This window comes from Dellaglioa sp. CoH-57-MRSF-18 (assembly GCF_056781995.1).
In genome coordinates, this window is sequence record NZ_JBXAXX010000004.1 from 159,747 (window position 1) to 184,786 (window position 25,040).

Here is a 25,040-nt window from a genome sequence, read left to right on the forward strand (position 1 = left end):
TTATTTAGCGTAACGAGCAGCCATACGAGACTTATCACGAGCAGCTTTGTTTTCTTTGATCAAACCTTTAGAATGTGCTTTGTCGATTGCAGTAATAGCAGCTTTGTATAAAGCATCTACATTATCGGCACCAGCAGTCTTAGCTTGTTCAAACTTCTTTACAGCAGTACGCATTGTGCTTAATTGAGCAGCATTTTTAACGTTTGCTTTTTCATTCGTTTTTACACGTTTAATTGCAGATTGAATAATTGGCATTTAAGTCACCTCCACTTATCATGATCACCTTATTGGTTCTCAACAAATATTTCAACAACCATTATTATACCTAACCAAATTAGTTAATGCAATGAAAACTTGTAAAGGATTTTTACTTGATAGTAATAATTAGATAAGAGAAGTTATAAAAAACTTGCAATATACTCTAAATTTTAGTAAGGTTAGATTTGTTCCAAGTAACCTTTAACTTAGTTTGTTGACGTCTCACCGACGACTTACTCGGTTTTAGGCATTTAGATTCAGAAAGGTGGGAAACACTAATGGCAATTACAAATGAAAAGAAAACAGAAATTATGAACGAATATGCTCGTCAAGAAGGCGATACAGGTTCTGCTGAAGTACAAATCGCTGTACTTACTGCAGATATCGTTGAATTGAATGCACATATCGGCGTTCATAAAAAAGATTTCGCTTCACAACGTGGTTTGATGAAGAAAATCGGACATCGTCGTAACCTTTTAGCATATTTACGTAACAAAGATATTCAACGTTACCGTGAATTGATCCAACGCTTAGGTCTTCGTCGTTAAAACTAAAAGCAAAACTCTTAATAAGAGTTTTGCTTTTTTTATTTTTAAAATTTAAGATATGTCTACTATAAGTGAGTTAAATGTAAAACGTTCATAAATTTTATGGTATAATTGAGATTCAAATAAAGAAAAAGAAGGTTTTTTTCAATGGACGGATATAGAGTTGCGGTTGTCGGTGCTACAGGCGCTGTTGGAACACGAATGATTCAAATGCTAGAAGAAACAAGTTTACCCATCAATAGTATTAAATATTTGGCATCTAAACGTTCTGCAGGACAAGTATTAAAATTTAAAGGTCAGGATGTTATCGTAGAAGAAACAACATCTGATTCTTTTGAGAATGTTGATTTGGCTCTATTTTCTGCTGGCGGTAGTGTATCTAAAAAGTTTGCACCTGAAGCAATTAAACGTGGTGCAGTTGTTGTAGACAACACTAGTGCGTTTAGAATGGATCCTGATGTCCCACTAGTAGTTCCTGAAGTTAATGAACAGGCACTTTATGAACACAAAGGACTAATTGCTAACCCAAATTGTTCAACTATCCAAATGGTAGTTGCACTAGAACCAATTCGTAAAAATTACGGTTTAAAGAAGGTTGTTGTTACAACAATGCAAGCTGTTAGTGGTGCTGGAAACTTAGCTATTCAAGAATTAAAAGATGAAACACAAGCTTATCTTGATGGCGAAGAGATGGAAGCAAAGATTTTACCAGCTTCTGGTGATAAAAAGCATTATCCAATTGCATTTAATCCACTACCACAAATTGATGTTTTTGAAGACACAGGTTATACACATGAAGAATGGAAAATGATTCATGAAACGAAGAAAATAATGTCTAATCAAGATATTCAAGTTACTGCAACATGTGTACGTGTACCAGTTGTTGTTAGCCATTCGGAATCTGTTTGGTTTGAAGTTGAAAGTCATGATGCTTCTGTTAAACAAATTCAAAATATTCTTGCAGATGCACCCGGTGTGGTTTTACAAGATAATCCGGAACAACAGATATATCCACAAGCAATTAATGCCACTGGTAAGAAAGATACATTTGTTGGTCGTGTTAGAGCTGATTTAGAACAGGATAATGCCTTCCAATTATGGGTCGTTTCGGATAATTTGTTAAAAGGTGCTGCATGGAATTCAGTTCAAATTGCTGAAAAATTGCATGAATTAGATTTATTAAGAGTTCCAAAGTAAAAAGAAAGGAGTGAATTAAGCGAATGTTTGAAAATGTAGATATAATGACAGCTATGGTCACACCATTTAATGATCAGAATCAAGTGGATGAAGATCGCTTAATTAAATTAATTGAACATTTAATTTTAACAGGTTCAAAAGGTATCCTGGTTAATGGTACTACGGGCGAATCGCCTACGTTGAATCATTCTGAAAAATTAAATTTGATTAAAAAAACAGTGGCAATAGTTAATGGTAGAGTTCCAATTATGGCTGGTACAGGATCAAATAATACTATGGAGACAATTGATTTTACCAATGAGGTAGCCGCTATTACTGGTGTGGACGCAGCTTTAGTTGTTGTGCCATACTATAATAAGCCTAATCAAAAAGGTATGATTGCTCATTTTGAAGCAGTTGCAAATGCTTCGAAATTGCCTATTTTCATTTATAATATTCCGGGTCGTACAGGCGTAACTATGACTGTTGAAACAATTGTTAAGTTATCTAATAATAATCATATTATTGGTATTAAAGATTGTACAGGTAGTGAAAATTTAAGTCGTATTGTTGAACAAACGCCAGATGATTTCTTGGTGTATACTGGTGAAGATACGGATAGTTTGACTGCAAAAATCTTAGGAGCAAGTGGTGTTATTTCTGTTGCAAGCCATATATTTGGTATTGAAATGACTAAAATGTATCAAGCTGTACAAGATGGAAATATTAAGCTTGCAGGAGATATTCAAAGAGAGTTGACGCCAAAAATGGCTGCACTTTTTTCTCTTCCATCTCCTGGACCAGCTAAAGCAGCTTTAAATTACAAGGGTATCTTAGTAGGTGGGTGTCGTTTACCAATAGAGGCATTAACTGACAATGAAATAAATCAACTAGTGAAAATACTAAAAATATAAAATATGTAAGAGGTGAAGTAATGAGTAAAGTTAAAATAATTCCACTTGGTGGCGTTCGAGAAAATGGTAAAAATATGTATGTCGTTGAAGTGGATGATGATCTATTTATTTTTGATTCTGGATTAATGTATCCAGAAAATGGCTTATTAGGGATTGATATTGTAATTCCTGATTTTAGTTATTTGAGAGAAAATAAAGAACGAATTGTAGGTGTTTTCTTAACACATGGGCATGCAGATGCAATTGGTGCATTACCATACTTTGTGAGTGAATTTGATGTGCCTGTTTTTGGATCAGAATTAACAATTGCATTAGCAAAAATTAATATTGAAAATGATCCTAAGGCAAGTAAATTTTCTGATTTTCACGTTGTTAATGATCAGACTGAGATTGATTTTGGTAAAACGACAATTTCATTCTTTAAAACGACCCATTCAATTCCTGAATCATTAGGAATCGTTTTAGGTACTGATGAAGGGCAGATTGTTTATACAGGTGATTTTAAGTTCGATCAAGCTGCGGCACCAGTTTACCAAACAGATTTTGGACGTTTAGCTGAGATTGGTAAGAATGGTGTTTTAGCGTTATTAAGTGATTCAGCTAATGCTGAGAACCCATTCCCAACAGTCAATGAAAGTGCAATTGACGAATACATTAATGAAACATTTGAATATCAAAAAGGTCGTATTATTGTTGCCTGTGTGGCATCAAATATATTACGAGTACAACAGATACTAAATGCTGCAAAGGAAAGTCATCGAAAGGTTATATTAACAGGACACGATGTTGAAAAAATCGTTAAAACAGCTATGGATTTGAAGAAATTAGTTCTTCCTGATGAAAATTTAATTGTTCCAATGAGTGATATTAGCAAATATGACGATGATCAACTAATTATATTGGAAACAGGTAAAATGGGTGAACCTTTAAAATCATTACAGCGAATGGCTTTAAATCAACATTCAACTGTTAATATTCATGAAGGAGATCTTGTTTTCATTACGACAACAACGTCAAAAGCTATGGAAACTAATGTGGCAAAGACAAGAGATCTCATTTACCGAGCAGGAGCTGATGTGAAAGCAATTTCTGATGAATTAAATTCTTCAGGTCATGCTGGTCAAAATGATTTACAACTAATGATCAATTTAATGAAACCAAAATACCTGGTTCCAATTCAAGGTGAATATCGATTACTTGCGGCACATGCTGATTTAGCACATACATTAGGAATGCCATATGATCATATCTTTATTACTGGTAAGGGTGATGTTTTAAGTTATTCTGAAGGAAAAATGAATTTAGGATCGCAAGTTGAAGCAGGAAATACCATGATTGATGGTATTGGTGTTGGTGATATTGGAAATATTGTACTGAGAGATCGTAAAATACTTTCTGAAGATGGTATTTTTATTGCAGTCGTCACAATTGATCGTAAAAAGAAAAAAATCATAAACAAGCCTAAAATTACATCAAGAGGATTTGTTTATACAAAAACGAGCCTTGATTTAATTGAAAAGAGTGCTGAAATTGTGTCAGAAACAGTACAAGATAATTTGAACAATAAAGAATTTGATTGGGGACATTTAAAACAAGATGTTCGTGAAAAAATGAGTCATTTCCTATATGAACAAACAAAACGACGTCCAGTTATTTTACCTGTTATTATGGAAATTAATCAGTATCATAGAAAATCAACAAAGTCTAAAGAAGTTAAACCGGCGGAAACAAAAAATAACGAAAAATAATCAAAAAGGGATAACACAAATGTTGTTATCCCTTTTTTTAGAATAAATAGAGGATATTATGGCAGAAATTATTCCGTTTCCCGACCAAGAGAAACAAAATTATCAGTTAGCAAAAAAGGCTGTAAGTGACAAAAATTATCAACTAGCATCACAATTATTCACAAAAAATTATGATGGTCATCGTAGTTTTAAAAATAATAAATTATTGGTTAATTCTCTAGTTTTGGATGCTCAATTTCAAGAAGCGTTAATTATCGCTGACGAATTTTATAGCGATTACTTAAAACGTGGGGATCAATTTGCAGTTTATTTAAATATACTGTTAAAAAACAATAAATTTATTCGAGCTTGGCAATTGGTTAAAGAGCAACCTTTTGCCACATCACTAGTTTTGGATGCTGAAAATGAATGCCGTGAAAAATTCGATAAACAACTTAGACAAAATGAACGTCAATTTGCACACTTAGGTTCAGTGGACTTTTTTGGACAGCAACAAATTGTTCAAAGTGGACTGGTACTACCTAAAAATGAATTCTTAGATGCTTGTCAAAAAATATTTATGGATAAAGACGTACATCCAATTATAAAATCAAGTCTATTGCAAGAGGTACAAAAGATACCTAATAATATTGAAATAATAAACTATTTATGGGTTGATGGAACTCAGAAAAAAATTGACGTAAAAAAATTAGTTGCAAATGAAAATGAACCTGTATTACTGACAATTAATCAATTAACAAAAAATGATGAGGGAACTATTGATGTACAAATGAATAATTCTTTAAATCATATGTTAAATTTAAAATTGGGGATGATTTATCCTTTTGCAAGTGATTTTTTGGGTATTGAGAAAGAATGGATTGAATTAGTAAAAAGTGAGTTAGGTATGGAATCCACTTTTAAAAGGACTGAAAATTTAACGTATATGGTTGAATTAAATGCATTACTTTCGAAAGAATTAACTGAAATTATGAATTAATGATTAGGTAAAGCTAGCCGTTTACAGTAATCTATGATATTCTAATAAAGAATCCAAAATTTCACTTAGATTTAGTTGTATGAGCGTAGATTTAACCAGGTTATTTTAAGACGAGATAAAAAGTTTCAGTATTCTTTAAATAGGTATTTACAAAACTCTAAACAGTCTATATAATATTTTAAGGATTCTTCTTTATTTGATGATAATGTATTTTGTTATTAAATAAAGAAGTAGTATAATAAAAACAAAGAATCATCAGGGTTAGATTTTCTAAAACTGTTTTATTCTTACAAAAACACTAGGAGGCTCTTATTCATGGCAAAAGAACATTACGAACGAACAAAACCCCATGTTAATATTGGTACTATTGGACATGTCGATCATGGGAAGACAACTTTAACAGCTGCAATTAGTAAAGTATTATCAGACAACGGTTTCGGTGAAGCAGCAGATTTCGCTTCAATCGATGCTGCACCTGAAGAACGTGAACGTGGTATTACTATCAATACTGCCCATGTTGAATACGAAACAGCTGCACGTCATTACGCACATATCGATGCTCCAGGACATGCTGATTACGTTAAAAACATGATCACTGGTGCTGCACAAATGGATGGTGCTATCTTAGTTGTAGCCGCAACTGATGGCCCTATGCCTCAAACACGTGAACATATCTTACTTGCTCGCCAAGTTGGTGTTGATTACCTTATCGTGTTCTTAAACAAAACTGATTTGGTTGATGATGAAGAATTATTAGACCTTGTAGAAATGGAAGTTCGTGAATTATTAAGCGAATATGATTTCCCAGGCGATGATATTCCTGTTATCCGTGGTTCAGCTCTTAAAGCCCTTGAAGGCGATCCAGAAGCTGTAAAACAAGTTGAATTATTAATGGATACTGTTGATTCATACATCCCAACACCAGTTCGTCCTACAGACCAACCATTCTTAATGCCAGTTGAAGATGTATTTACAATTACTGGTCGTGGAACTGTTGCTTCAGGTCGTATCGATCGTGGTACAGTTAAAGTCGGAGACGATATTGAAATTGTTGGTTTACATGAAGATGTTCTTAAAACAACAGTTACAGGTATCGAAATGTTCCGTAAAACACTTGACGAAGGTGAAGCCGGCGATAACGTTGGTGCTTTACTCCGTGGTGTTGATCGCGAACAAATCGAACGTGGACAAGTTCTTGCACAACCTGGTTCAATCAAAACTCACAAATTATTCAAAGGCGAAGTTTATATCCTTTCTAAGGAAGAAGGTGGACGTCATACTCCATTCTTCTCAAACTACCGTCCTCAATTCTTCTTCCATACAACTGATGTTACTGGTGTTATTGAATTACCAGAAGGTGTAGAAATGGTTATGCCTGGTGATAACGTTACATTTACAGTATCATTAATCGCCCCAGTTGCTATTGAAAAAGGTCTTAAATTTACTGTTCGTGAAGGTGGCCGTACTGTTGGTGCCGGAGTCGTTTCAGAAATTGATGATTAATTTTTAATTAATTAAAAAAAGAAATTCGGAAAGCTTTTGCTTTTCGAATTTTTTTTTATAACCATTTACAATCTAGTAATGATACGGTAAAATAGACAAGTATATAAATAGTACGAATATAAAATTTTTGTTCTACCGGAGGGAAAACAATGTCAGCAAAATTTGAAAAAACAGGTAAAAACAATGGAGAAATAACATTCGAAATTGAAACTGATAAAATTAAAGAAGGATTGGAAAAAGCTTTCTTAAAAGTTAAGAAAGATTTAACTGTTCCTGGATTCCGTAAAGGAAAAGTTTCACGTCAAGTATTTAACAGAATGTATGGTGAAGAATCATTATACGAAGATGCTTTAAACATTCTATTGCCAGAAGCATACGAAAAGGCACTTGAAGAAGTTAAAGTATCACCCGTTGATCAACCTGATATTAACATTGATAGTTTAGAAAAAGATTCTACATGGGTCCTTAAAGCTAAAGTTACACTTCAACCAGAAGTTGAATTAGGTGACTATAAAGGATTAACTGTTCCTAAACAATCACGTCGAGTAACTAAAAAAGACGTAGAAGATAGTTTAGAAGCAAAACGTCAACAACAAGCTGAACTTGTACTTAAAGAAGACGAAGCAGCTATTTCTGGCGACACTGTTATCATTGATTTTGAAGGTAAAGTTGATGGCGTTGCATTTGATGGTGGAAAATCAGAAAATTATACTCTTGAATTAGGTTCAAATTCATTTATTCCTGGATTTGAAGACCAATTGGTAGGACATAAAGCTGGAGAGGATGTTGACGTAAAAGTTACATTCCCTGAAGATTACCAAGCTGAAGACTTACGTGGTAAAGAAGCAGTATTTGCTGTTAAAGTTCATGAAGTCAAAGGCAAAGAACTTCCAGAAATGGATGATGAATTTGCTAAAGATGTTGATGAAGAAGTTAATACGCTTGAAGAATTACAAGCAAAAACAAAAGATCAAATTAAAGAAACAAAAGAAGCTGCAGCTAAGGAAGCAATTCAAGATGCAGCAATTGAATTAGCAGTTGATAATGCTAAAGTTGATGAAATTCCTAATTCAATGATTGAAGAAGATGTTCATCGCCAAATGGATCAATACCTTGCAAATATGCAACAACAAGGAATTGACACAAAGATGTACTTCCAATTAACAGGAACAAGTGAAGACGATTTACACAAACAATTTGAAGAAGGCGCAGAACGTCGTGTTAAAACAAATCTTGTGTTAGAAGCTATCGTTGCCGCTGAAAAAATTGAACCTTCTGAAGAAGAAGTTTCATCTGAAATATCAAACTTAGCAGAACAATATGGTATGGAAGAAGAAGCAGTTCGTTCTGCTCTTTCAGACGATATGGTAAAACATGATATTGCTATCAAGAAAGTTGTTGACGAGTTAGCTGACTCAGCAGTTGAAGAAGCAAAAATGAAAAAATAAATAATTAATCGGATATTTTGATTAATCATTTTGAATGAATGAGATTGAAGCGAGTTTATTAGCTTCAATCTTTTTTGTTAAATACATTTGAACGTAAATATTCGCGAAATATTGCTTTATTTGGTACTATAGGTATGCATAAAGTAAAAGATGAGAAGAAAAATACGAGGTGGTAAAATGTTCGAAAATACTGAAGAAGGCGGACCCGTAAATTGTTCTTTTTGCGGTAAGTCACAAGATCAAGTAATGAAAATCGTTGCTGGACCTGGTGTTTATATTTGTAATGAATGTGTTGATTTATGTAAGGAAATTATCGACGAGGAATTCAGGGAACAAATGGATTCTGAACCATTACTTGTATTAAAACCACAAGCAATTATGAATAAATTGAATGATTATGTAATTGGGCAAGATCAATCTAAAAAAACGTTGTCAGTTGCGGTTTATAATCATTATAAACGAGTTAATCATATGCTTGAAGTTGACGAAGATAATGACGAAACAGAATTACAAAAAAGTAATATTTGTTTAGTTGGTCCTACGGGATCAGGTAAGACATATTTAGCACAAAGTTTAGCTAAAATTTTAAACGTACCATTTGCTATTGCAGATGCCACTACTTTAACTGAGGCTGGATATGTTGGTGAAGATGTTGAAAATATCCTTTTAAAATTATTGCAAAGTGCAGATTATGATGTTGCAAAAGCTGAAAAAGGAATTATCTACATTGATGAAATCGATAAAATTGCTAAGAAGAGTGAGAATGTTTCAATCACACGTGATGTATCAGGTGAGGGTGTTCAACAGGCACTTTTAAAGATTCTTGAAGGTACTATTGCAAGTGTTCCGCCTCAAGGTGGACGTAAACACCCACAACAAGAATTAATTCAAATAGATACTAAGAATATTTTATTTATTGTTGGTGGGGCATTTGCTGGAATTGAAACAATGGTCAAAAATCGATTAGGCGATAAAACGATTGGTTTCGGTGCTGAATCCAATTCTGAAACTATTGATGAACAAAATAGTGTTATGCAACAAATTATTCCAGAAGATTTATTAAAATTTGGATTAATTCCTGAATTTGTTGGTCGTTTACCAATTATGACAGCTTTAGAAGAATTAAAAGAAGAAGATTTAGTTCGAATTTTAACGGAACCTAAAAATGCATTGGTTAAACAATATACAAAACTTGTTGAATTAGATGGTGTGACGCTTGAATTCGAACCTGAGGCATTGTCACGAGTTGCCGAACTTGCTATTAAGCGAGATACTGGGGCACGAGGTTTGCGATCTATTATTGAAGAAACAATGCGTGATGTTATGTTTGATATTCCAAGCCAAGAAGACATCGAGCGCGTAATTATCACTAAAGCAACAGTTGATCAAACTGATGGTCCTGTAATAATTAAAGGGAGCAAGAAAGCAGCATCTTAAAGTCTTGTTAGAGTATAGTCATTTAAAGACTGTCAAATATAGTGAGTACACTCTAAAAAAAAGACATAGTAATGAATATAAATGTAGTATAATGAATTTAAGGTTAATAATTTTAATAAATAATAAAGGGTGGACGTCATGAATAAAACAATAAAAAAAGCGATTTTGTTCGGATTTTCTGGGGTATTGTTGGGTGGACTTGGGTTATTCAATAAGTCTGTTGAAGCTAAGGCTCCTGCAAATAATATTGGGTACAGTGTTCAAAGTATTCAATCTGATAAACAAGTTAAAGCTAGTTTGAAACAATCATACTTTGATTTGAAATTGGATGCTAAGGAAAAAGAAACGATTTCAGTTAAAATCTTTAATTCATCAGACAAAGCATTAAAAATTCGTAATGCTGTTTATACAGCATCTACAAATGATAATGGTCAGCTTGAATATGCAAAAGAATTAGCAAAAAAGAATATTGATAAATCAATGAAATATCCTTTAGCTTCACTTACTAAGTTAGATTCAGGTAGTGTCGTAACAGTTCCTGCTAAAGGAAGTAAAATCGTTAAGGCTACAATTACTATGCCAAAAGATAGTTTCAACGGTGTTTTGTTAGGTAGCTGGTATTTTGAAAAAGTTGATAATTCAACTAAAGAAACAAGTAATAAAAAAGGGATTTCAATTTCAAATGCATATTCATATGCAATTGGAATTAAAATTTTAGAGAAGAAGACGGTTGAACCAAATATGAATTTATTATCAGTTAAAGCTGGTATGAGAAACTATCGTAAAGGTGTATTCCCTGTATTCCAAAACGATAAAGCCGTAATTATTCCTAAATTAACAATTAAATCTGAAATTATGAAAAAGGGTTCAACAGATGTTTTAGAAAATACAACATTAAAGAACCTATCAATGGCTCCTAATTCAAATTTCAAATTCCCAATGCTTTATGACAAGGGTCAATTAGAAGCTGGAGACTACACATTAAAGGCTGTAGCAACAAGTGGTAAAAACACTTGGAAATTCAATAAAAACTTCACAATTACAAATGATGATGCAAGTAAGTACAACAAAGATGCTATTGGAGATCCACAAAAAGCAACAAATCCGCTATGGTATGTTGCTTTAGGTCTTGGTCTCGCAATCCTAGTGATACTAATCTTTTTCCTTATTAAAAGATATGTTGATAAGAAAAAAGCTGATAAGTAAGTATTTAATATTATTATTTATTTTATTTTTCAGTATGCTCGTGACACTTAAAAGTGTGTCTGCAGACATAACGTATGGGTACAGTACGTTACCTAATACGGTTAACAAATATGTTAAGAAAAATAATTCAGAATTTGCAATTTATTCTGATAGTAATAATAGAGAATCACCTTATTTGCAAATAATCGCAACTGATGGATTGACACCATCATGGCAATTGAAAGGTAGGCTACAATATAAGTCAAACGATATTGTACATGTTGACTTATTTCGGCCAAAGTTACAGTCTGGATTAAAGAATATGCCAAGAACTTATGGTGATCTAATTTCTGGAGATTCAACTAATATAACAGCAAATGCTAAAGATAGTAGTGGGGAATATTTATTTTATTGGCCCAATACTTTAATTCAGATTTTGACAACGCATGTGGTAACATATTCGGAAGTACAAATAATTTGGATTATCCAAACGGCAGCAACAAAATAAAAGCTTTACAACATCGAATTATTTAATTCATGTTGTAAAGCTTTTTGATTCAGATTAAGTTACATTAACACATTTTTATATGGTAAAATGGTTTGAGTATTGAAAGGAAGGTGTTTAATATGGATGTTCATAATGTTGAACTTGTTATGAGTGCCGTTGCACCAGCACAGTATCCAACAGATGGTATTCCTGAGATTGCACTGTCAGGACGTTCTAATGTTGGAAAATCATCATTAATAAATACGTTAATAAATCGTAAAAGTTATGCGAGAACTTCTAGTCAGCCTGGAAAAACGCAAACATTGAACTTTTATAACGTGGAACAAAAATTATTTTTCGTAGATGTTCCAGGATATGGATATGCAAAAGTGTCAAAAACAGAACGTGCAAAGTGGGGACAAATGATTGAAACCTATTTAGCAGAACGTACTTCTTTAAGAGGGGTCATTTCATTAGTTGATGCTCGACATGAGCCAACAAAATTAGATGTTCAAATGGTTGATTTTCTTCACTATTACGATATTCCTGTATTGGTTGTTGCGACAAAGAGCGACAAAATTTCTCGTGGTAAGTGGAATCAACATGAGAGTATCATAAGACGTTCATTGTCTTTGACACCTGAAGATGATTTTGTTTTATTTTCGGCTCAAGACAAATCTGGAAAAGAAGAGATTTGGCAATGGATTGAAAGTCATACAGAACTAGGAGAAAAAAATGGAATTTAATGAATATCAAGAAGCAGCAAATCGCACATTATATGGAACTGAACAAGTTTTAACAAATTGTGCATTAGGTGTTGCGGCTGAAGGTGGACAATTAGTTGATTTAATTAAAGATTATACTTTTAAAGGTCGAGAATTAGATAAAGTGAAATTAACTAAAGAAATGGGAGATGTACTTTGGTATTTATCCCAAATTGCTGAATGGGCCGATATTGAATTTGATGATGTTGCAAGAGATAATATTTTAAAATTAAATAAACGTTACCCAGATGGATTTAAAAAATAAAAAAATTCAGATAAGTTTATAACTTATCTGAATTTTTTTATTTTTTAGGTTTCGATTCTTTAACATCAGAACTAGGCTTCTCTTCCGTTTCTGAAGACTTAAGTTCAACTTTAGCAGGATCTTTAGGGTCAAGTGCAAATTTATCAAATAAACTTTCCAAGTTATCTTGGCGTTGGATTTTTAAGCTCATAATTGTAGCCTCCTTATGTAAATATAGAATAACAGTTTATTAAAATGAATACAAGACAACTGATTAATGCATAAAAAGCGCTTTAAATAACTTTTATATGTATAAAGTCATTTATTATATGTATTTAATTGCATAAAAAATCTTTGTAGCATATAATCGATTTATTCACTAATAAGAGAAATTAAAAAAGAGGAGTAAATTGATGCAAATAAATAAAAAATGGTTTATAGGTATATTAATCGCATTTTTCATGATGTTAGTTGGTAGTAATCAAGTAAGTGCTGCAACTGGTAACTCTTTACAGAATGTTAAGGATAAGGGAACGTTAGTACTTGGAACAAGTCCAGATTATCCACCCTATGAATTTCAAACAACAGTTAATGGCGATGATAAAATCGTTGGATTTGATATTTCAATTGCACAAAAAATTGCTAAAGACATTGGAGTTAAGTTAGTAATTAAGAAAATGGATTTTGACTCATTACTTGTTGGCTTAGAAACTAATAAAATTGATATGGTTATTTCAGGTATGAATCCGTCGGATGATCGTAAAAAAAGTATTGATTTTTCAGATGTTTATTACAATGGAAAACAAATGATGTTGGTTAATAAGACTGATGAAGATAAATATAAGACTTTAAATGATTTTTCTGGGCTATCAGTTGGGGCTCAAACTGGATCGCTTCAATATACAATGAGTAAAGAACAAATAAAAAATGTGAATATTAAAGGGTTGGCTAAAGTAACCGATTTAATTTTAGCGCTTAAAAGTGGTAAGGTAGCGGGTGTTGCCATGGAAGAACCAACTGCTAAAGCATACGCACAAAATGATAGTTCATTAGCAGTTGTTAATCCTGGATTTATCTCAGCGCCTGATGCAAGGGGAGCTGCAGCCGGATTTGCAAAGAATTCCGATACTTTGGTGGCAGCTGTAAATAAGTCTATTAAAGAAATTAAAAAGAAAAATTTAATAAATACGACATATTTACCTGAGGCTAGTAATTATTTAACAAAAAATACATCGGATAACACAATGATTCACTATTGGAAATATTTTGCCAAAGGAATTGGTTATACTTTATTAATAACGGCGGTTTCAGTTATTGTTGGTGTTATATTAGGAACGTTGCTAGCACTCATGCGTTTGGGCAAAAATAAAGTGATTAAAGTAATTGCAGTATCCTACATTGAATTTGTTCGTGGAACGCCTCTAATGATTCAAGTGATGTTTGTGTACTTCGGTATTGGAATGTTAGTAAATATTCCAGCGCTAATTGCAGGTATTATTGCTGTATCGCTTAATTCAGGCGCATATATAGCTGAAGTAATACGATCGGGAATCTCTTCTGTTGATGATGGACAAATGGAAGCAGCAAGAAGTTTGGGGCTTTCACAGAAAGAGACGTATCAGTCTGTTATTATTCCACAAGCACTAAAAAATATTTGGCCAGCTCTGGGAAATGAATTTATAACATTAATAAAAGAAAGTTCAATTGTTTCTATTATTGGTGTGACTGATTTAATTTATCAGATGAAAATGGTTCAATCAGCTACTTATAAAGGTATTGCGCCTATCTTTGTTGCAATGTTAATTTACTTTGTTTTAACATTTAGCTTATCTAAATTATTAAATTACTTTGAAGGGAAGATGAAGCATGTCTAAAATTATTGAAGTTAATAAATTAAGAAAATCCTTTGGAAAAAATGATGTTTTAAAAGATATTTCTGAATCAGTTGATAAAGGACAGGTTATCTGTGTGATTGGACCATCAGGATCTGGTAAAAGTACCTTTTTACGTTGTCTGAATCTACTTGAAGTTCCTACATCAGGGGATATTTTATTCGAAGGTGAAAATTTAACAAGTTTAAATGAAAAAGACTTAAATCAATTGAGAGAAAAAATGGGGATGGTTTTTCAAGGTTTTAATTTGTTTCCAAATATGAATGTAATTGAGAATATAAAATTGGCTCCCATGAAAGTTAAAAATATATCAGATAAAGAGTCAGCTGATATAGCTACCAATTTATTAGAAAAAGTTGGATTAGCAGATAAGGCACTACAATATCCAGATAGTTTATCTGGTGGTCAAAAGCAACGAGTTGCGATTGCCAGAGCATTAGCCATGGATCCAGAAGTACTCTTATTCGATGAGCCAACTTCAGCATTAGATCCTGAAATGGTCGGAGAAGTACTTAAAGTTATGAAAACGTTGGCTAGTGACGGAATGACGATGGTAGTTGTGACACATGAAATGGGTTTTGCTAGAGAAGTAGCAGATCAAATTTGGTTCATGGATCAAGGATATATTCAAGAAAAAGGACGTCCAGAAGATGTTTTTGATCATCCGACGTCAGAACGTGCGCAAGATTTTTTATCAAAGATATTGTAAAAAAATAGATTTCAGATAGACTCCCGTCTATTTGGAATCTATTTTCTTTATTCAAACGCTTGTTCGGGGTATAATTAAAGCATATATTAACGTAAAGAAGGTGCCTCGATTGGCTTCAGAGCATATCGAAAATAAATTAGCATTATTACCAGCATTACCAGGATGCTATATCATGAAAAATTTAAATAGTCAGATTATTTATGTTGGGAAAGCAAAAAATTTAAAAAATCGGGTGCGTTCTTACTTCAAAAGTGCGCATGATGGAAAAACAGCTAAATTGGTTTCTCAAATTGTTGATTTTGAAACAATTATTACATCCACTGATAAAGAAGCATTTCTGTTGGAAATTACTTTAATTCAAAAACATCAGCCGTATTATAATATAAAATTAAAGAAAGGTACTGGATATCCATATATTAAAATTACAAATGAAAAAGACCCAATGATGCAAATCGTTAGTCAGGTTAATAAGGACGGTGGATTTTATTTTGGTCCTTATCCAAATGTTTATGCAGCTCAGGAAACATTGCAGTTTTTACAAAAAGTTTATCCTTTAAGAAGATGCAATGGATTTCAGAAGCGACCATGTTTGTATTATCATATGGGGCAATGTTTAGGCTCTTGTTTTAAAGAAGTTCCGCATGAAAAATATGAGGCTCAAATAAAAAAAATCAAATCATTTTTAAATGGTAATGTGATTGTAGCAAAACAAAAACTAAAAAAAGAAATGAGTAAGGCAGCGGATGAAATGTTATTTGAACGTGCCGCTGAATTACGTGATCAAATTCATTTTATTGAAGTTACTGTTGAAAAACAAAAAATCATTTCAAATGATAATACACCTAGAGATTTGTTTAATTTCTATCTGGATAAAGGTTGGTTGTCAATTCAAGTTTTCTTTATTAGGCAAGCACGATTAATGAAGCGAGAAAAAAGACTTTTTCCAATTGTAACAACGGCTGAAGAAGAAATGGCAACTTTTATCCTTCAGTTTTATAATCGAAAAAATAATGTGTTACCAAAAGAAATATTAGTTCCAGCAGGAATTGATACAGATATCTTATCTGATATCTTACAAGTACCAATTCGGACACCACAACGTGGGCAAAAAAGTGAACTTTTAAAATTAGCTAAAAAAAATGCTCGCTTAGTTCTTGAAGAAAAATTCAGATTACTAGAATTAGATGGGCGCAAAACAACTGGTGCCATGAAAGAAATTACAGACGCTATGGGGATTCCAGAAGGTCATCGAATAGAATCTTTTGATCACTCACATATACAAGGGACTGATCTGGTATCAGCCATGGTTAGTTTTATTGATGGTAAACCTGAGAAGAGCGAATATCGCAAATATAAGTTGAATACAGTTGATCATGCGGATGAAGCAGCAAGTACACGTGAAGTTGTTCGCCGACGTTATACACGTCTTTTGAAGGAAGGTAAGCCTATGCCAGATTTAATTTTAATGGATGGTGCTGAAATACAAATAGAAGCTGCAAAAGACGTTTTAAGTAATGAATTAGATTTAATGATTCCAGTAGCGGGGATGGTTAAAAATAACAAGCATAAAACATCTGATTTAATGTTTGGTGATGCTGATCAAAGACTATCATTGGATCCAAAGAGTGAAGGGTTTTACCTTTTACAAAGGATTCAAGATGAAGTCCATCGATTTGCCATTACCTTTCATCGTCAAGTTCATTCAAAGAACTCACTTAGTTCTCGTTTAGATTCTATCCAGGGTGTTGGGCCAAAAACCAAAACGAAATTGTTAAAAGAATTTGGGTCGATGAAACATATTAAAGACGCTTCAATGGAAGAGTTACAAGGATTAGGTATTTCAAAGACAGTCGCACAAACAATAAAATTATCATTATAAATTTACAAAAGGAGTCCTTAATGACAGAGATTTATGTCATTAAGGACTCCTTTTTATTTTAAAATAAAGAAGAGCTATCAGGTATTATCCTGATAGCTCTTCAAAGTTAAACGAATTATTTCTTATTTTCTTTTGCAACTGGACGCCAGATACCGAGGATAATCCCTGCAACTGCAGCACCAATTAAAACAGAAAGTAAGTAGAACGTTTTATTTGTAGCTAAGGCAATTACCCAAAGACCACCATGAGGTGCAGGAACAGAGACGTTCCAGAATTGACTTAAACCACCACCGATTGCAGCACCAATTACACTTGATGTAATGACGTGTAATGGATCTGCTGCTGCGTAAGGAATAGCACCTTCAGTAATAAATGAAATACCAAGAATGTAGTTTGACAAACCGGCTTTTCTTTCATCTTCAGAAAATTTATTTTTCCAGAATGTTGATGCAATAGCTATTGCAAGTGGAGGAATCATACCACCAACCATAACAGCAGCCATCATTTTACCATCACCAGTAGAAGTGAAGACACCAATTGAGAATGTATAAGCTGCTTTGTTAAATGGACCACCCATATCGATAGCCATCATAGCAGCAAGAATTGTACCGATTAAGACGGCATTGGCTGTTCCCATATGAGTTAAGAAATCTGACAAGACATGATTAATTTGTGCGAAGATAGGATTAACCATAAAGAACATAATCGCGCCGACAATTAATAAGGATAAAATAGGGTAGATTAGGATAGGTTTCATCCCATCTAGTGATTTTGGTAAGTTTTTAAAGAGTTTTTTAAGACCGACAATAACATAACCGGCAATAAAACCAGCTGCTAAACCACCTAAGAAACCAGAAACAGATTCAGTTTTAATAACATTTGCGGCAGCAAAGTTAGCCATGTAACCACCAACAATACCAGGCATAAGGGCAGGACGATCACCAATACTCATAGCAATAAAACCGGCTAAGATAGGTACTAAGAAAGCAAATGCATAATTACCAATTCCATTTAAGAAGATAAAAGTTTGTGAACTTGAGCCACCGGGAACGTATTGTTCAACGATGAATGAGAGTGCCATTAAGATACCGCCACCAACAACAAATGGTAACATGTGTGATACACCGTTCATTAAGTTCTTATAAATTTCATTCCAAACACTACCAGAGGTTTCTTCATCATTTTCAGCAGCGTCGGTTCCTTTAGCATGATAAATAGGTGCTTTTCCGTTTACTGCGGCAGTAATCAATTCTTCGGCTTTTTTAATACCATCGGTAACAGGACGGTTAATTAAAGGTTTGCCATCGAAACGATCCATAGCAACTTTTTTATCAGCGGCGACAATGACACCAGACGCACGTTTAATTTCTTCGTCAGTTAAACGATGCTTAATACCTTCTGAGCCATTTGTTTCAACTTTAATGTCAACGCCCATCTCTTCAGCTTGTTTGATGAGGGCAGCTTCAGCCATATAAGTATGAGCGATACCAGTAGGGCAGGCTGTTACAGCGACCACGTATGGATTACCTGATGGTTTAACATCAGTGTTTTTAGCAGCAAGTTGTGCAGCAGCTTCTTTTGCTTCTTTTTCATTTTCAGCGGCAGTGAAGGCAGCTTGAACCTCATCTGGAGTTGTGACTGTTTTTAATTTATCAACTAAATCGGGATTAATTAATAGACTTGATAAAGCAGCTAATGCTTGTAAATGGGCATCGTTTGCACCTTCAGGAGCAGCAATCATGAAAAATAAAAATGTAGGTTGACCATCAAGTGAATCATAGTCAAGTCCTGCTTTACTTTTAGCAAATAGGACAGTAGCACGTTTAACAGCTTTATTTTTTGCATGTGGCATGGCAATACCTTCACCGATACCAGTAGTTGATTGTGCTTCACGTTTTAGAATGTCTTGTTTGTAAAGTTCCTCATCATCAATCACGCCAGCCTCAAAGTATTTATGTACCATTTCATCAATTGCTTCGGCTTTTGTTGTTGCTTGAAGATCCATAATCATGACATCTTTAAGTAATAATTCATTTAAGTCCATAGTGTAAAACTCCTTTTATAATAGTTAGATTTTCTTAATATCAATTTGTGGTAAAATTTCGTTAATTTTTTCAATAGTTGCAATATCTTCAGAAAATGCAGTTGCGGAGCCACAAGCTAGTCCATATTTAAAACTTTCAATAGGATCATTAGTTTTTGCAAAGGTACCTGTAAAACCAGCAATCATTGAATCGCCAGCACCAACTGAATTAATAACAGTCCCTTTAGGCGCATTACTTTGGTAAACAGCATCTTTAGTAATCAATAGGCCGCCATCGCCAGCCATTGAAATTAAAACATGTTGTGCACCTAATTCTAATAATTTTTGACCATATTTCACAATATCGTTGATACCGTTTAAAGTAACATTGAATAATTCGGCTAATTCATGGTGATTTGGTTTCACGACGAGAGGTTTTTCACTAATTGTTTTCAATAGTGCTTCACCAGTTGTATCAATAACAAATTGTGCGCCTTTAGAACGAATTACTTTAATTAATTCATAATAAAAATCTTGAGATAGGTTAGGAACTAAACTACCAGCTAAAATGACAGTATCATCAGACGTCAATGTTTCAAATTGCTCATTGAATAGTTTAAGTTCATCATCTGATATTAGAGGACCCTTACCATTTATTTCGGTTTCTTGGTCAGCTTTTATTTTAATATTAATTCTAGAATCAGCTTTTATTTTTGTAAATTGAGTATCTAGGTGATTAGCTATCATAGCTGACTTAATAAATTCACCTGTGAATCCACCAATAAAACCAAGTGCTTTATTAGGTTGATTCAATTCATTTAAAATTCGGGAAACGTTTATACCTTTACCACCTGGTAATTTTGTATCATAATCCATCCGATTAACTTCGCCAAGCGTTAACTTATCTAGTTGAACGATGTAATCAATAGAAGGATTTAAAGTTACTGTGTAAATCATTGTTGTACCTCCAAAATTTTTGTTTGTGTTTTATAATTTTCAGAATCAGTTACCGGCAATTTATCAGTGATAATTGTAGCCTGATTAAGATCTGCAACTTTAATGAATGAAACTTGGTTAAATTTTGATTTGTCGGCTAAAACATAAGTTTGTCGACTTTGATGAATTGCGGCCAGTTTAACTGCGGCTTCTTCAGGATCTGGTGTGCTAAATCCAAATTTATTGTTAATTGAATTAATACCGAGAAAGACTAAATCAAATTGAAGGTTCTTGATTGATTTAATACTATCAGCTCCCACAATAGCCTTTGTATTAGCTTTAACTTGACCACCGATGACGATTGTTCTAATATCATTTTCAGAAAGAGAAAGTGCATGATTAACACCGTTTGTAACAACAGTTAGATTGTTAACTAACTTAAGATAGGGAATCATTGCGAAAGTTGTACTACCAGCATCAAGAAAAATCACATTATTAGGTTTGATTAAATTTGCAGCAGCTTTAGCAACTGCTATTTTATTTGGCGTATTTAATGAAAATTTTTCTTCTAAATTTGCTTCAACTTTTAATGATTGGATGCTTTGTGCACCACCATGAACTCTTACTAATTCACCATCAGTTTCAAGCTGCTGTAAATCGCGTCGAACAGTTGATTCTGAGACATTTAATTTATGACAAATATCTTGTAACTTAATATAACCATGTTTGTCAATTTCAGAAATAATATATTGGCACCTTTCAATTGTAAGCACTTTCTCAACTCCTTATAAATAAAATACCACCAAAAACATTCAAAATCAACCAAAAACATTCAAAAATACCAAAAAAATTTGAAATATGAGAAATTGGCTTGAATTTTTAAAAGAGTTAAGTAAATACATAGACAAATGACTTTTTCTTCTTTAAAATAGTAAGTTAGTAGTCAACGGAAAGAATAGGTGATCGTATGTTTATAGATCAAGTTACAATTGAAATAAAAGCAGGTAAAGGTGGCGACGGGATGGTAGCGTTCCGTCGAGAAAAATATGTACCTAATGGTGGACCAGCCGGTGGTGATGGTGGCCGTGGTGGTAGTATTGTATTTGAAGTAGATGAAGGATTAAGAACTTTAATGGATTTTAGATACAGTAAACATTTTAGAGCTGAATCTGGTGAAAAAGGAATGATTAAAGGGATGCACGGACATGGTGCACCTGATAAAAGAGTTCAAGTACCAGAAGGAACAACAATTAAAGATGCTGAAACAGGAGCAGTAATCGCTGATCTCGTTCATAAAGGAGATTATGCTGTTGTTGCCAAGGGTGGTCGAGGTGGTCGTGGCAATATTAGATTTGCTAGTCCTAAAAATCCAGCTCCAGAAATTTCTGAAAATGGTGAACCTGGAGTAGAACGTAAAATTCAACTTGAATTAAAAGTTTTAGCTGATGTTGGGTTAGTTGGATTTCCATCTGTCGGTAAGTCAACGCTTCTTTCAGTTGTGACAAGTGCCAAACCTAAAATTGCAGATTATCATTTTACAACGTTATCACCTAATTTAGGGATGGTTCGTTTAGATGATAACCGTGATTTTGTTATTGCTGATTTACCCGGATTGATTGAAGGGGCTTCAGTTGGCGTTGGATTAGGAATTCAATTTTTACGTCATATTGAGCGGACACGTGTTATTCTTCATTTAGTTGATATGAATCCTGAAGAAGGTCGTGATCCGTTTGACGACTATCTTAAGATTAATAAAGAATTAAAAAATTATGACCCTGAATTACTTGAACGTCCGCAATTAATTGTGGCAAGTAAGATGGATATGCCAGGGGCTGCAGAACAGTTAGAAGCATTTAAAAAACAATTGGCAGAAGATTCTACAGTGGAAGAAACACCTCGTGTATTTTCTACTTCTTCTATTACTCGTGAGGGACTACAAACCTTAATGAATGTAGCTGGTGATTTATTGGAAGAAACACCAATGTTCCCAGCACTAAACTTGAAAGAACAAGAAGCACAACAAAAAATCTATGATTTCGAAAAAGAACAAGAAAAATCTGCACCTGATTTTGTTATTAATAGGGATGAAGATTTAACTTGGGTTCTTTCTGGAGAAAAATTAGAACGTCTATACCAAATGACAAATATGGACCGAGACGAAAGTTTGATGCGTTTTGCACGTCAACTTCGTGGTATGGGTGTCGATGATGCTTTACGTGAACGTGGTGCTAAAAGTGGGGATATAGTGAGAATTGATAAATTCTCATTTGAGTTCGTTGAATAATTCGGAATATTAATAATTTACGGTTACGCTATCAGCAAATAAAAGGGTAATTTATATAAGATAAGAGGAGAACGGAACAAGATGGATAAGAAAAAAAGATTAAAAAAAGCCAGATATATTACTGGCTTTGATGGCGTGAGGACATTGGCTGTTATTGGGGTTATCCTTTATCACCTCGTGCCATCTAGTCTACAAGGTGGATACTTAGGTGTACCGATATTTTTTGTTGTATCGGGTTACTTGATTACTGATTTACTTAATCAGGAATGGGAACAAAATAAAAAAATTGATGTTCTAGGCTTTTATATTCGACGGGTTCGACGACTTTATCCAGCGTTATTGACGATGTTGATTGCAACTATTGCCTATATAACACTATTTCAAAGAGAGTTATTGAAAAATATTCAAGAAATTTTCGCATCAAATTTGTTATATGTTTATAATTGGTTTCAAGTTTTGCACAAAGAATCATATTTTGATCATTTCGGGACGCCATCACCATTTACGCATCTTTGGTCGCTATCAATTGAAGGTCAGTACTATTTTTTCTGGCCTATTATAGTGGCGTTGCTAATTGTGTTTTTAAAACGAAAAGAACGGATTTTTAATCTTATCTTTATCTTAGCTTTTATTTCCGCATTAGCGATGGCCTTCTTGTATAAAGCAGGATCTGATCCAAGTCGTGTCTATTATGGAACGGATACAAGAATGTTTTCAATTTTATTGGGGTCAGCACTTTCATTTATTTGGCCAAGCAGTTCTTTAAAAAAGGAAATTTCAAAAAAAGGCCGATTTGTTTTAGATGCGTTAGGTATAGTATCGCTCATAACAATTATTAGTTTGTTTTTGACTATGTCAGATCAAAGTTCGCTTGTTTATCGTGGAGGGATGTTTTTCTTTTCAGTTTTAGTTATGATTTTTGTAGCTACAATTGCACATCCTGGAGCGGATATGAACAAAATTATGACAAATCCTGTTTTTACTTGGGTTGGTAAGAGAAGTTATGGCATTTACCTATATCAATTTCCAATAATGGTATTCTATGAGTCAAAGATTCAGAGTATAGGTGATCATCCATGGCTAAACGCGCTAATTGAAATATCTATCATTTTATTAGTGAGTGATTTGTCATATCGATTCTTAGAAAGACCTCTACAAAGATTTAATTATAAACAAACATTTACATTTATTAAAGAAACCTTTACAAAGGATATTAAAAAAACTCGTCAAAAATTTTCTATTATTGTGGGTGCATTAATAATTGGTATAGCGTTGTTTGGAATAATTAACGGACCAAGTCTTTCAATTACTGGAGTGAATGCTTTACAGAATACTATTAGTGAGAATGCTAAAGTAGCTGATAAAAAGAATGCTGACGCATTAAAAAAACCGAGCTCGTCTAGTTCTAAGAAAAAACAATCAAGTAGCAAAAGTGCTTCTAAAACTAGTTCTTCAAAAGTAGTTGCTGAAAAACAAAGCCCAACATCATTAACAAAGGCTGAGACAAAAAAAGCCTCAAGCGTATATGCAACGGCAATTGGTGATTCTGTATTGGCAGATGGAGAAAACATATTACAAGATGATTTCCCACATATGTATGTTGATGCAAAAGTCGGTCGTCAGGTATATACAGCTGCTGATGATATTAGGTTGTTGGCTAAGCAAGGTAAACTTCAAGATAACGTTGTTATTGGTTTAGGGACAAATAGTCCATTTACAACCGATCAGTTTGACGATATTATGAGTGCAGTTGGTTCGGGGAAACAAGTTTACTGGATTAATGTACATGTCCCAACAAGGCGTTGGGAAGGTACCGTTAATAGCATGTTGGAGACACAAAAGAAAAAATATTCAAATTTGCATATAATTGATTGGTATTCATATAGTAAGGATCATACAGAGTGGTTTTATGATGATAATGTTCATCCAGATCCCGATGGTTCAAAGTATTATGCAACGTATATTGCAAGACAATTAATTAAAAATATGTAAAATACTTAAGAAGCCCTACAAACTATGGTTTGTAGGGCTTCTTATTTTTGGGTCTGCGTCAAATAGTGTTGGTGAGACGATAAACGTCTAATTTAATTAAGGGAAATCCAAAAGGATTTCCTTTTTTTAGTTATGAATTAATAAAATTCTTTCAAATAGATGATGCCAGTTTCTGAAACCGTAACAGCTACGTTTAAGTGTTTTAATTTTTCGGTTAAGTCCCTCTATAGGGCCATTTGAATATGGTGAAGATAAACTATTTTTAATATAATGCTGATTCTTTTTAAAAGTGGTTATTACAGTATCCATTTCACTGTTATTAGGTTGATAGTCTTCTAATAACTGAGTTAAATTAGAAGTGTCGGCTTTATTGATAGCTAATAAAATATCTTGATATGTTTCATAGACTTTTTTGAAGTTAGAACTTTGTTCTAATCCTAAATCAACAACATTCTGTTGCGTCATATATTCTTTCGTACTAAAAAAATAAACAGATTTTGAACTTTCTAGTTCTGTTTCTTGTTTGTGAAAAAGGCGCCACTGAGTTTTTAAAGCTTTGTAATAATCCCTTTATGGTTGTCAGATGAAATAATATAATTTCATCCGATAATCATGGAGGGATTTTTGTATGTCC

The 25,040-nt window shown here is 33.5% G+C and carries 22 protein-coding genes and 1 pseudogene; 17 read left to right on the plus strand and 6 right to left on the minus strand.

The annotated features are described in order from the left end of the window. Entirely contained in the window at positions 1-255 is a 255-nt protein-coding gene (rpsT, locus tag AC1RPG_RS05935) for a 30S ribosomal protein S20 (RefSeq protein ID WP_409022404.1), read from the minus strand. A 281-nt stretch (positions 256-536) separates the two neighbouring features. On the opposite strand from rpsT, the gene rpsO reads away from it, so the two are divergent. The 12 genes from rpsO to AC1RPG_RS05995 all read left to right on the plus strand — a co-directional run bounded on the left by rpsO (position 537) and on the right by AC1RPG_RS05995 (position 12,712). Then, the gene (gene rpsO / locus AC1RPG_RS05940; protein WP_409022405.1) at positions 537-806 is read left to right on the plus strand and encodes a 30S ribosomal protein S15; all 270 of its coding nucleotides are present in this window, start codon (positions 537-539) and stop codon (positions 804-806) included. Between the two features lie 147 nt (positions 807-953). Continuing rightward, positions 954-2,003 (plus strand): aspartate-semialdehyde dehydrogenase, encoded by a 1,050-nt coding sequence (locus tag AC1RPG_RS05945; protein ID WP_481761710.1) that lies wholly within the window; start codon positions 954-956, stop codon positions 2,001-2,003. A gap of 23 nt (positions 2,004-2,026) precedes the next feature. Continuing rightward, positions 2,027-2,896 (plus strand): 4-hydroxy-tetrahydrodipicolinate synthase, encoded by an 870-nt coding sequence (gene dapA, locus AC1RPG_RS05950; protein WP_481761711.1) that lies wholly within the window; start codon positions 2,027-2,029, stop codon positions 2,894-2,896. Between the two features lie 20 nt (positions 2,897-2,916). Continuing rightward, positions 2,917-4,644 carry a ribonuclease J gene (locus AC1RPG_RS05955; protein ID WP_409022408.1) on the plus strand — a complete coding sequence of 576 codons (1,728 nt, stop codon included), beginning with the start codon at positions 2,917-2,919 and terminating at the stop codon, positions 4,642-4,644. Positions 4,645-4,702: 58 nt separating this feature from the next. Continuing rightward, on the plus strand, positions 4,703-5,623 hold the full coding sequence (locus AC1RPG_RS05960) for a hypothetical protein (protein ID WP_481761712.1): 921 nt from the start codon (positions 4,703-4,705) through the stop codon (positions 5,621-5,623). A 315-nt stretch (positions 5,624-5,938) separates the two neighbouring features. Beyond that, the gene (gene tuf, locus AC1RPG_RS05965; RefSeq protein ID WP_409022410.1) at positions 5,939-7,126 is read left to right on the plus strand and encodes an elongation factor Tu; all 1,188 of its coding nucleotides are present in this window, start codon (positions 5,939-5,941) and stop codon (positions 7,124-7,126) included. Positions 7,127-7,275: 149 nt separating this feature from the next. Continuing rightward, entirely contained in the window at positions 7,276-8,574 is a 1,299-nt protein-coding gene (gene tig / locus AC1RPG_RS05970; RefSeq protein WP_409022411.1) for a trigger factor, read from the plus strand. A gap of 177 nt (positions 8,575-8,751) precedes the next feature. Next, positions 8,752-10,011, plus strand: a complete 1,260-nt coding sequence (clpX, locus tag AC1RPG_RS05975; RefSeq protein WP_409022412.1) for an ATP-dependent Clp protease ATP-binding subunit ClpX — start codon at positions 8,752-8,754, stop codon at positions 10,009-10,011. 138 nt (positions 10,012-10,149) lie between these two features. Next, a complete protein-coding gene (locus AC1RPG_RS05980; protein WP_409022413.1) occupies positions 10,150-11,217 on the plus strand; it encodes a WxLIP family cell surface protein in 1,068 nt (355 codons plus the stop codon). A gap of 55 nt (positions 11,218-11,272) precedes the next feature. After that, positions 11,273-11,704: a hypothetical protein gene (locus AC1RPG_RS05985; protein ID WP_481762411.1), complete on the plus strand. Its 432-nt coding sequence runs from the start codon at positions 11,273-11,275 to the stop codon at positions 11,702-11,704. 119 nt (positions 11,705-11,823) lie between these two features. Then, entirely contained in the window at positions 11,824-12,429 is a 606-nt protein-coding gene (gene yihA, locus AC1RPG_RS05990) for a ribosome biogenesis GTP-binding protein YihA/YsxC (RefSeq protein ID WP_481761714.1), read from the plus strand. Then, positions 12,419-12,712, plus strand: coding sequence for a nucleoside triphosphate pyrophosphohydrolase family protein (locus AC1RPG_RS05995; RefSeq protein WP_409022416.1), 294 nt, complete (start codon positions 12,419-12,421; stop codon positions 12,710-12,712). Before yihA ends, AC1RPG_RS05995 begins: the two co-directional genes overlap by 11 nt. A 37-nt stretch (positions 12,713-12,749) precedes the next feature. Here AC1RPG_RS05995 and AC1RPG_RS06000 read toward each other — a convergent pair whose 3' ends face one another. Further along, positions 12,750-12,902: an SPJ_0845 family protein gene (locus tag AC1RPG_RS06000; protein ID WP_409022417.1), complete on the minus strand. Its 153-nt coding sequence runs from the start codon at positions 12,900-12,902 to the stop codon at positions 12,750-12,752. A gap of 202 nt (positions 12,903-13,104) precedes the next feature. On the opposite strand from AC1RPG_RS06000, the gene AC1RPG_RS06005 reads away from it, so the two are divergent. From AC1RPG_RS06005 to uvrC, 3 genes are all read left to right on the plus strand, one after another. Beyond that, positions 13,105-14,565 (plus strand): ABC transporter substrate-binding protein/permease, encoded by a 1,461-nt coding sequence (locus AC1RPG_RS06005; RefSeq protein ID WP_481761715.1) that lies wholly within the window; start codon positions 13,105-13,107, stop codon positions 14,563-14,565. Then, complete coding sequence (locus AC1RPG_RS06010) at positions 14,558-15,292, plus strand: amino acid ABC transporter ATP-binding protein (protein ID WP_409022419.1); 735 nt, start codon at positions 14,558-14,560, stop codon at positions 15,290-15,292. Before AC1RPG_RS06005 ends, AC1RPG_RS06010 begins: the two co-directional genes overlap by 8 nt. 109 nt (positions 15,293-15,401) lie before the next feature. Next, positions 15,402-17,171 (plus strand): excinuclease ABC subunit UvrC, encoded by a 1,770-nt coding sequence (uvrC, locus tag AC1RPG_RS06015; RefSeq protein WP_481761716.1) that lies wholly within the window; start codon positions 15,402-15,404, stop codon positions 17,169-17,171. A gap of 115 nt (positions 17,172-17,286) precedes the next feature. On the opposite strand, the gene AC1RPG_RS06020 is transcribed toward uvrC, so the two are convergent. From AC1RPG_RS06020 to AC1RPG_RS06030, 3 genes are read right to left on the minus strand one after another with little or no spacing between them, the layout of a single operon-like run. After that, positions 17,287-19,215 carry a PTS fructose transporter subunit IIABC gene (locus AC1RPG_RS06020; RefSeq protein ID WP_409022421.1) on the minus strand — a complete coding sequence of 643 codons (1,929 nt, stop codon included), beginning with the start codon at positions 19,213-19,215 and terminating at the stop codon, positions 17,287-17,289. 24 nt (positions 19,216-19,239) lie between these two features. Beyond that, complete coding sequence (gene pfkB / locus AC1RPG_RS06025; RefSeq protein WP_481761717.1) at positions 19,240-20,151, minus strand: 1-phosphofructokinase; 912 nt, start codon at positions 20,149-20,151, stop codon at positions 19,240-19,242. Continuing rightward, on the minus strand, positions 20,148-20,903 hold the full coding sequence (locus AC1RPG_RS06030) for a DeoR/GlpR family DNA-binding transcription regulator (RefSeq protein ID WP_481761718.1): 756 nt from the start codon (positions 20,901-20,903) through the stop codon (positions 20,148-20,150). The genes pfkB and AC1RPG_RS06030 overlap by 4 nt, the downstream gene beginning before the upstream one ends. A gap of 194 nt (positions 20,904-21,097) precedes the next feature. On the opposite strand from AC1RPG_RS06030, the gene obgE reads away from it, so the two are divergent. After that, on the plus strand, positions 21,098-22,414 hold the full coding sequence (gene obgE, locus AC1RPG_RS06035) for a GTPase ObgE (RefSeq protein ID WP_409022424.1): 1,317 nt from the start codon (positions 21,098-21,100) through the stop codon (positions 22,412-22,414). 81 nt (positions 22,415-22,495) lie between these two features. Continuing rightward, a complete protein-coding gene (locus AC1RPG_RS06040; protein WP_481761719.1) occupies positions 22,496-24,406 on the plus strand; it encodes an acyltransferase family protein in 1,911 nt (636 codons plus the stop codon). A gap of 126 nt (positions 24,407-24,532) precedes the next feature. On the opposite strand, the pseudogene AC1RPG_RS06045 reads toward AC1RPG_RS06040, so the two are convergent. Then, positions 24,533-24,955: pseudogene (locus AC1RPG_RS06045) on the minus strand (transposase); the annotation flags it as partial. Positions 24,956-25,040 lie beyond the last annotated feature (85 nt).

Excerpts from the sequence above, each read along its gene's own strand:
- tig (WP_409022411.1), top strand. The coding sequence starts at position 7,276 with ATGTCAGCAAAATTTGAAAAAACAGGTAAAAACAATGGAGAAATAACA.
- obgE (WP_409022424.1), top strand. The coding sequence starts at position 21,098 with ATGTTTATAGATCAAGTTACAATTGAAATAAAAGCAGGTAAAGGTGGC.
- rpsO (WP_409022405.1), top strand. The coding sequence starts at position 537 with ATGGCAATTACAAATGAAAAGAAAACAGAAATTATGAACGAATATGCT.
- yihA (WP_481761714.1), top strand. The coding sequence starts at position 11,824 with ATGGATGTTCATAATGTTGAACTTGTTATGAGTGCCGTTGCACCAGCA.
- AC1RPG_RS05995 (WP_409022416.1), top strand. The coding sequence starts at position 12,419 with ATGGAATTTAATGAATATCAAGAAGCAGCAAATCGCACATTATATGGA.
- AC1RPG_RS06010 (WP_409022419.1), top strand. The coding sequence starts at position 14,558 with ATGTCTAAAATTATTGAAGTTAATAAATTAAGAAAATCCTTTGGAAAA.
- rpsT (WP_409022404.1), bottom strand. The coding sequence starts at position 255 with ATGCCAATTATTCAATCTGCAATTAAACGTGTAAAAACGAATGAAAAA.
- AC1RPG_RS06005 (WP_481761715.1), top strand. The coding sequence starts at position 13,105 with ATGCAAATAAATAAAAAATGGTTTATAGGTATATTAATCGCATTTTTC.
- dapA (WP_481761711.1), top strand. The coding sequence starts at position 2,027 with ATGTTTGAAAATGTAGATATAATGACAGCTATGGTCACACCATTTAAT.
- tuf (WP_409022410.1), top strand. The coding sequence starts at position 5,939 with ATGGCAAAAGAACATTACGAACGAACAAAACCCCATGTTAATATTGGT.
- clpX (WP_409022412.1), top strand. The coding sequence starts at position 8,752 with ATGTTCGAAAATACTGAAGAAGGCGGACCCGTAAATTGTTCTTTTTGC.
- AC1RPG_RS05945 (WP_481761710.1), top strand. The coding sequence starts at position 954 with ATGGACGGATATAGAGTTGCGGTTGTCGGTGCTACAGGCGCTGTTGGA.
- AC1RPG_RS05980 (WP_409022413.1), top strand. The coding sequence starts at position 10,150 with ATGAATAAAACAATAAAAAAAGCGATTTTGTTCGGATTTTCTGGGGTA.
- AC1RPG_RS06020 (WP_409022421.1), bottom strand. The coding sequence starts at position 19,215 with ATGGACTTAAATGAATTATTACTTAAAGATGTCATGATTATGGATCTT.
- AC1RPG_RS06000 (WP_409022417.1), bottom strand. The coding sequence starts at position 12,902 with ATGAGCTTAAAAATCCAACGCCAAGATAACTTGGAAAGTTTATTTGAT.
- AC1RPG_RS05960 (WP_481761712.1), top strand. The coding sequence starts at position 4,703 with ATGGCAGAAATTATTCCGTTTCCCGACCAAGAGAAACAAAATTATCAG.
- AC1RPG_RS06040 (WP_481761719.1), top strand. The coding sequence starts at position 22,496 with ATGGATAAGAAAAAAAGATTAAAAAAAGCCAGATATATTACTGGCTTT.
- pfkB (WP_481761717.1), bottom strand. The coding sequence starts at position 20,151 with ATGATTTACACAGTAACTTTAAATCCTTCTATTGATTACATCGTTCAA.
- AC1RPG_RS05955 (WP_409022408.1), top strand. The coding sequence starts at position 2,917 with ATGAGTAAAGTTAAAATAATTCCACTTGGTGGCGTTCGAGAAAATGGT.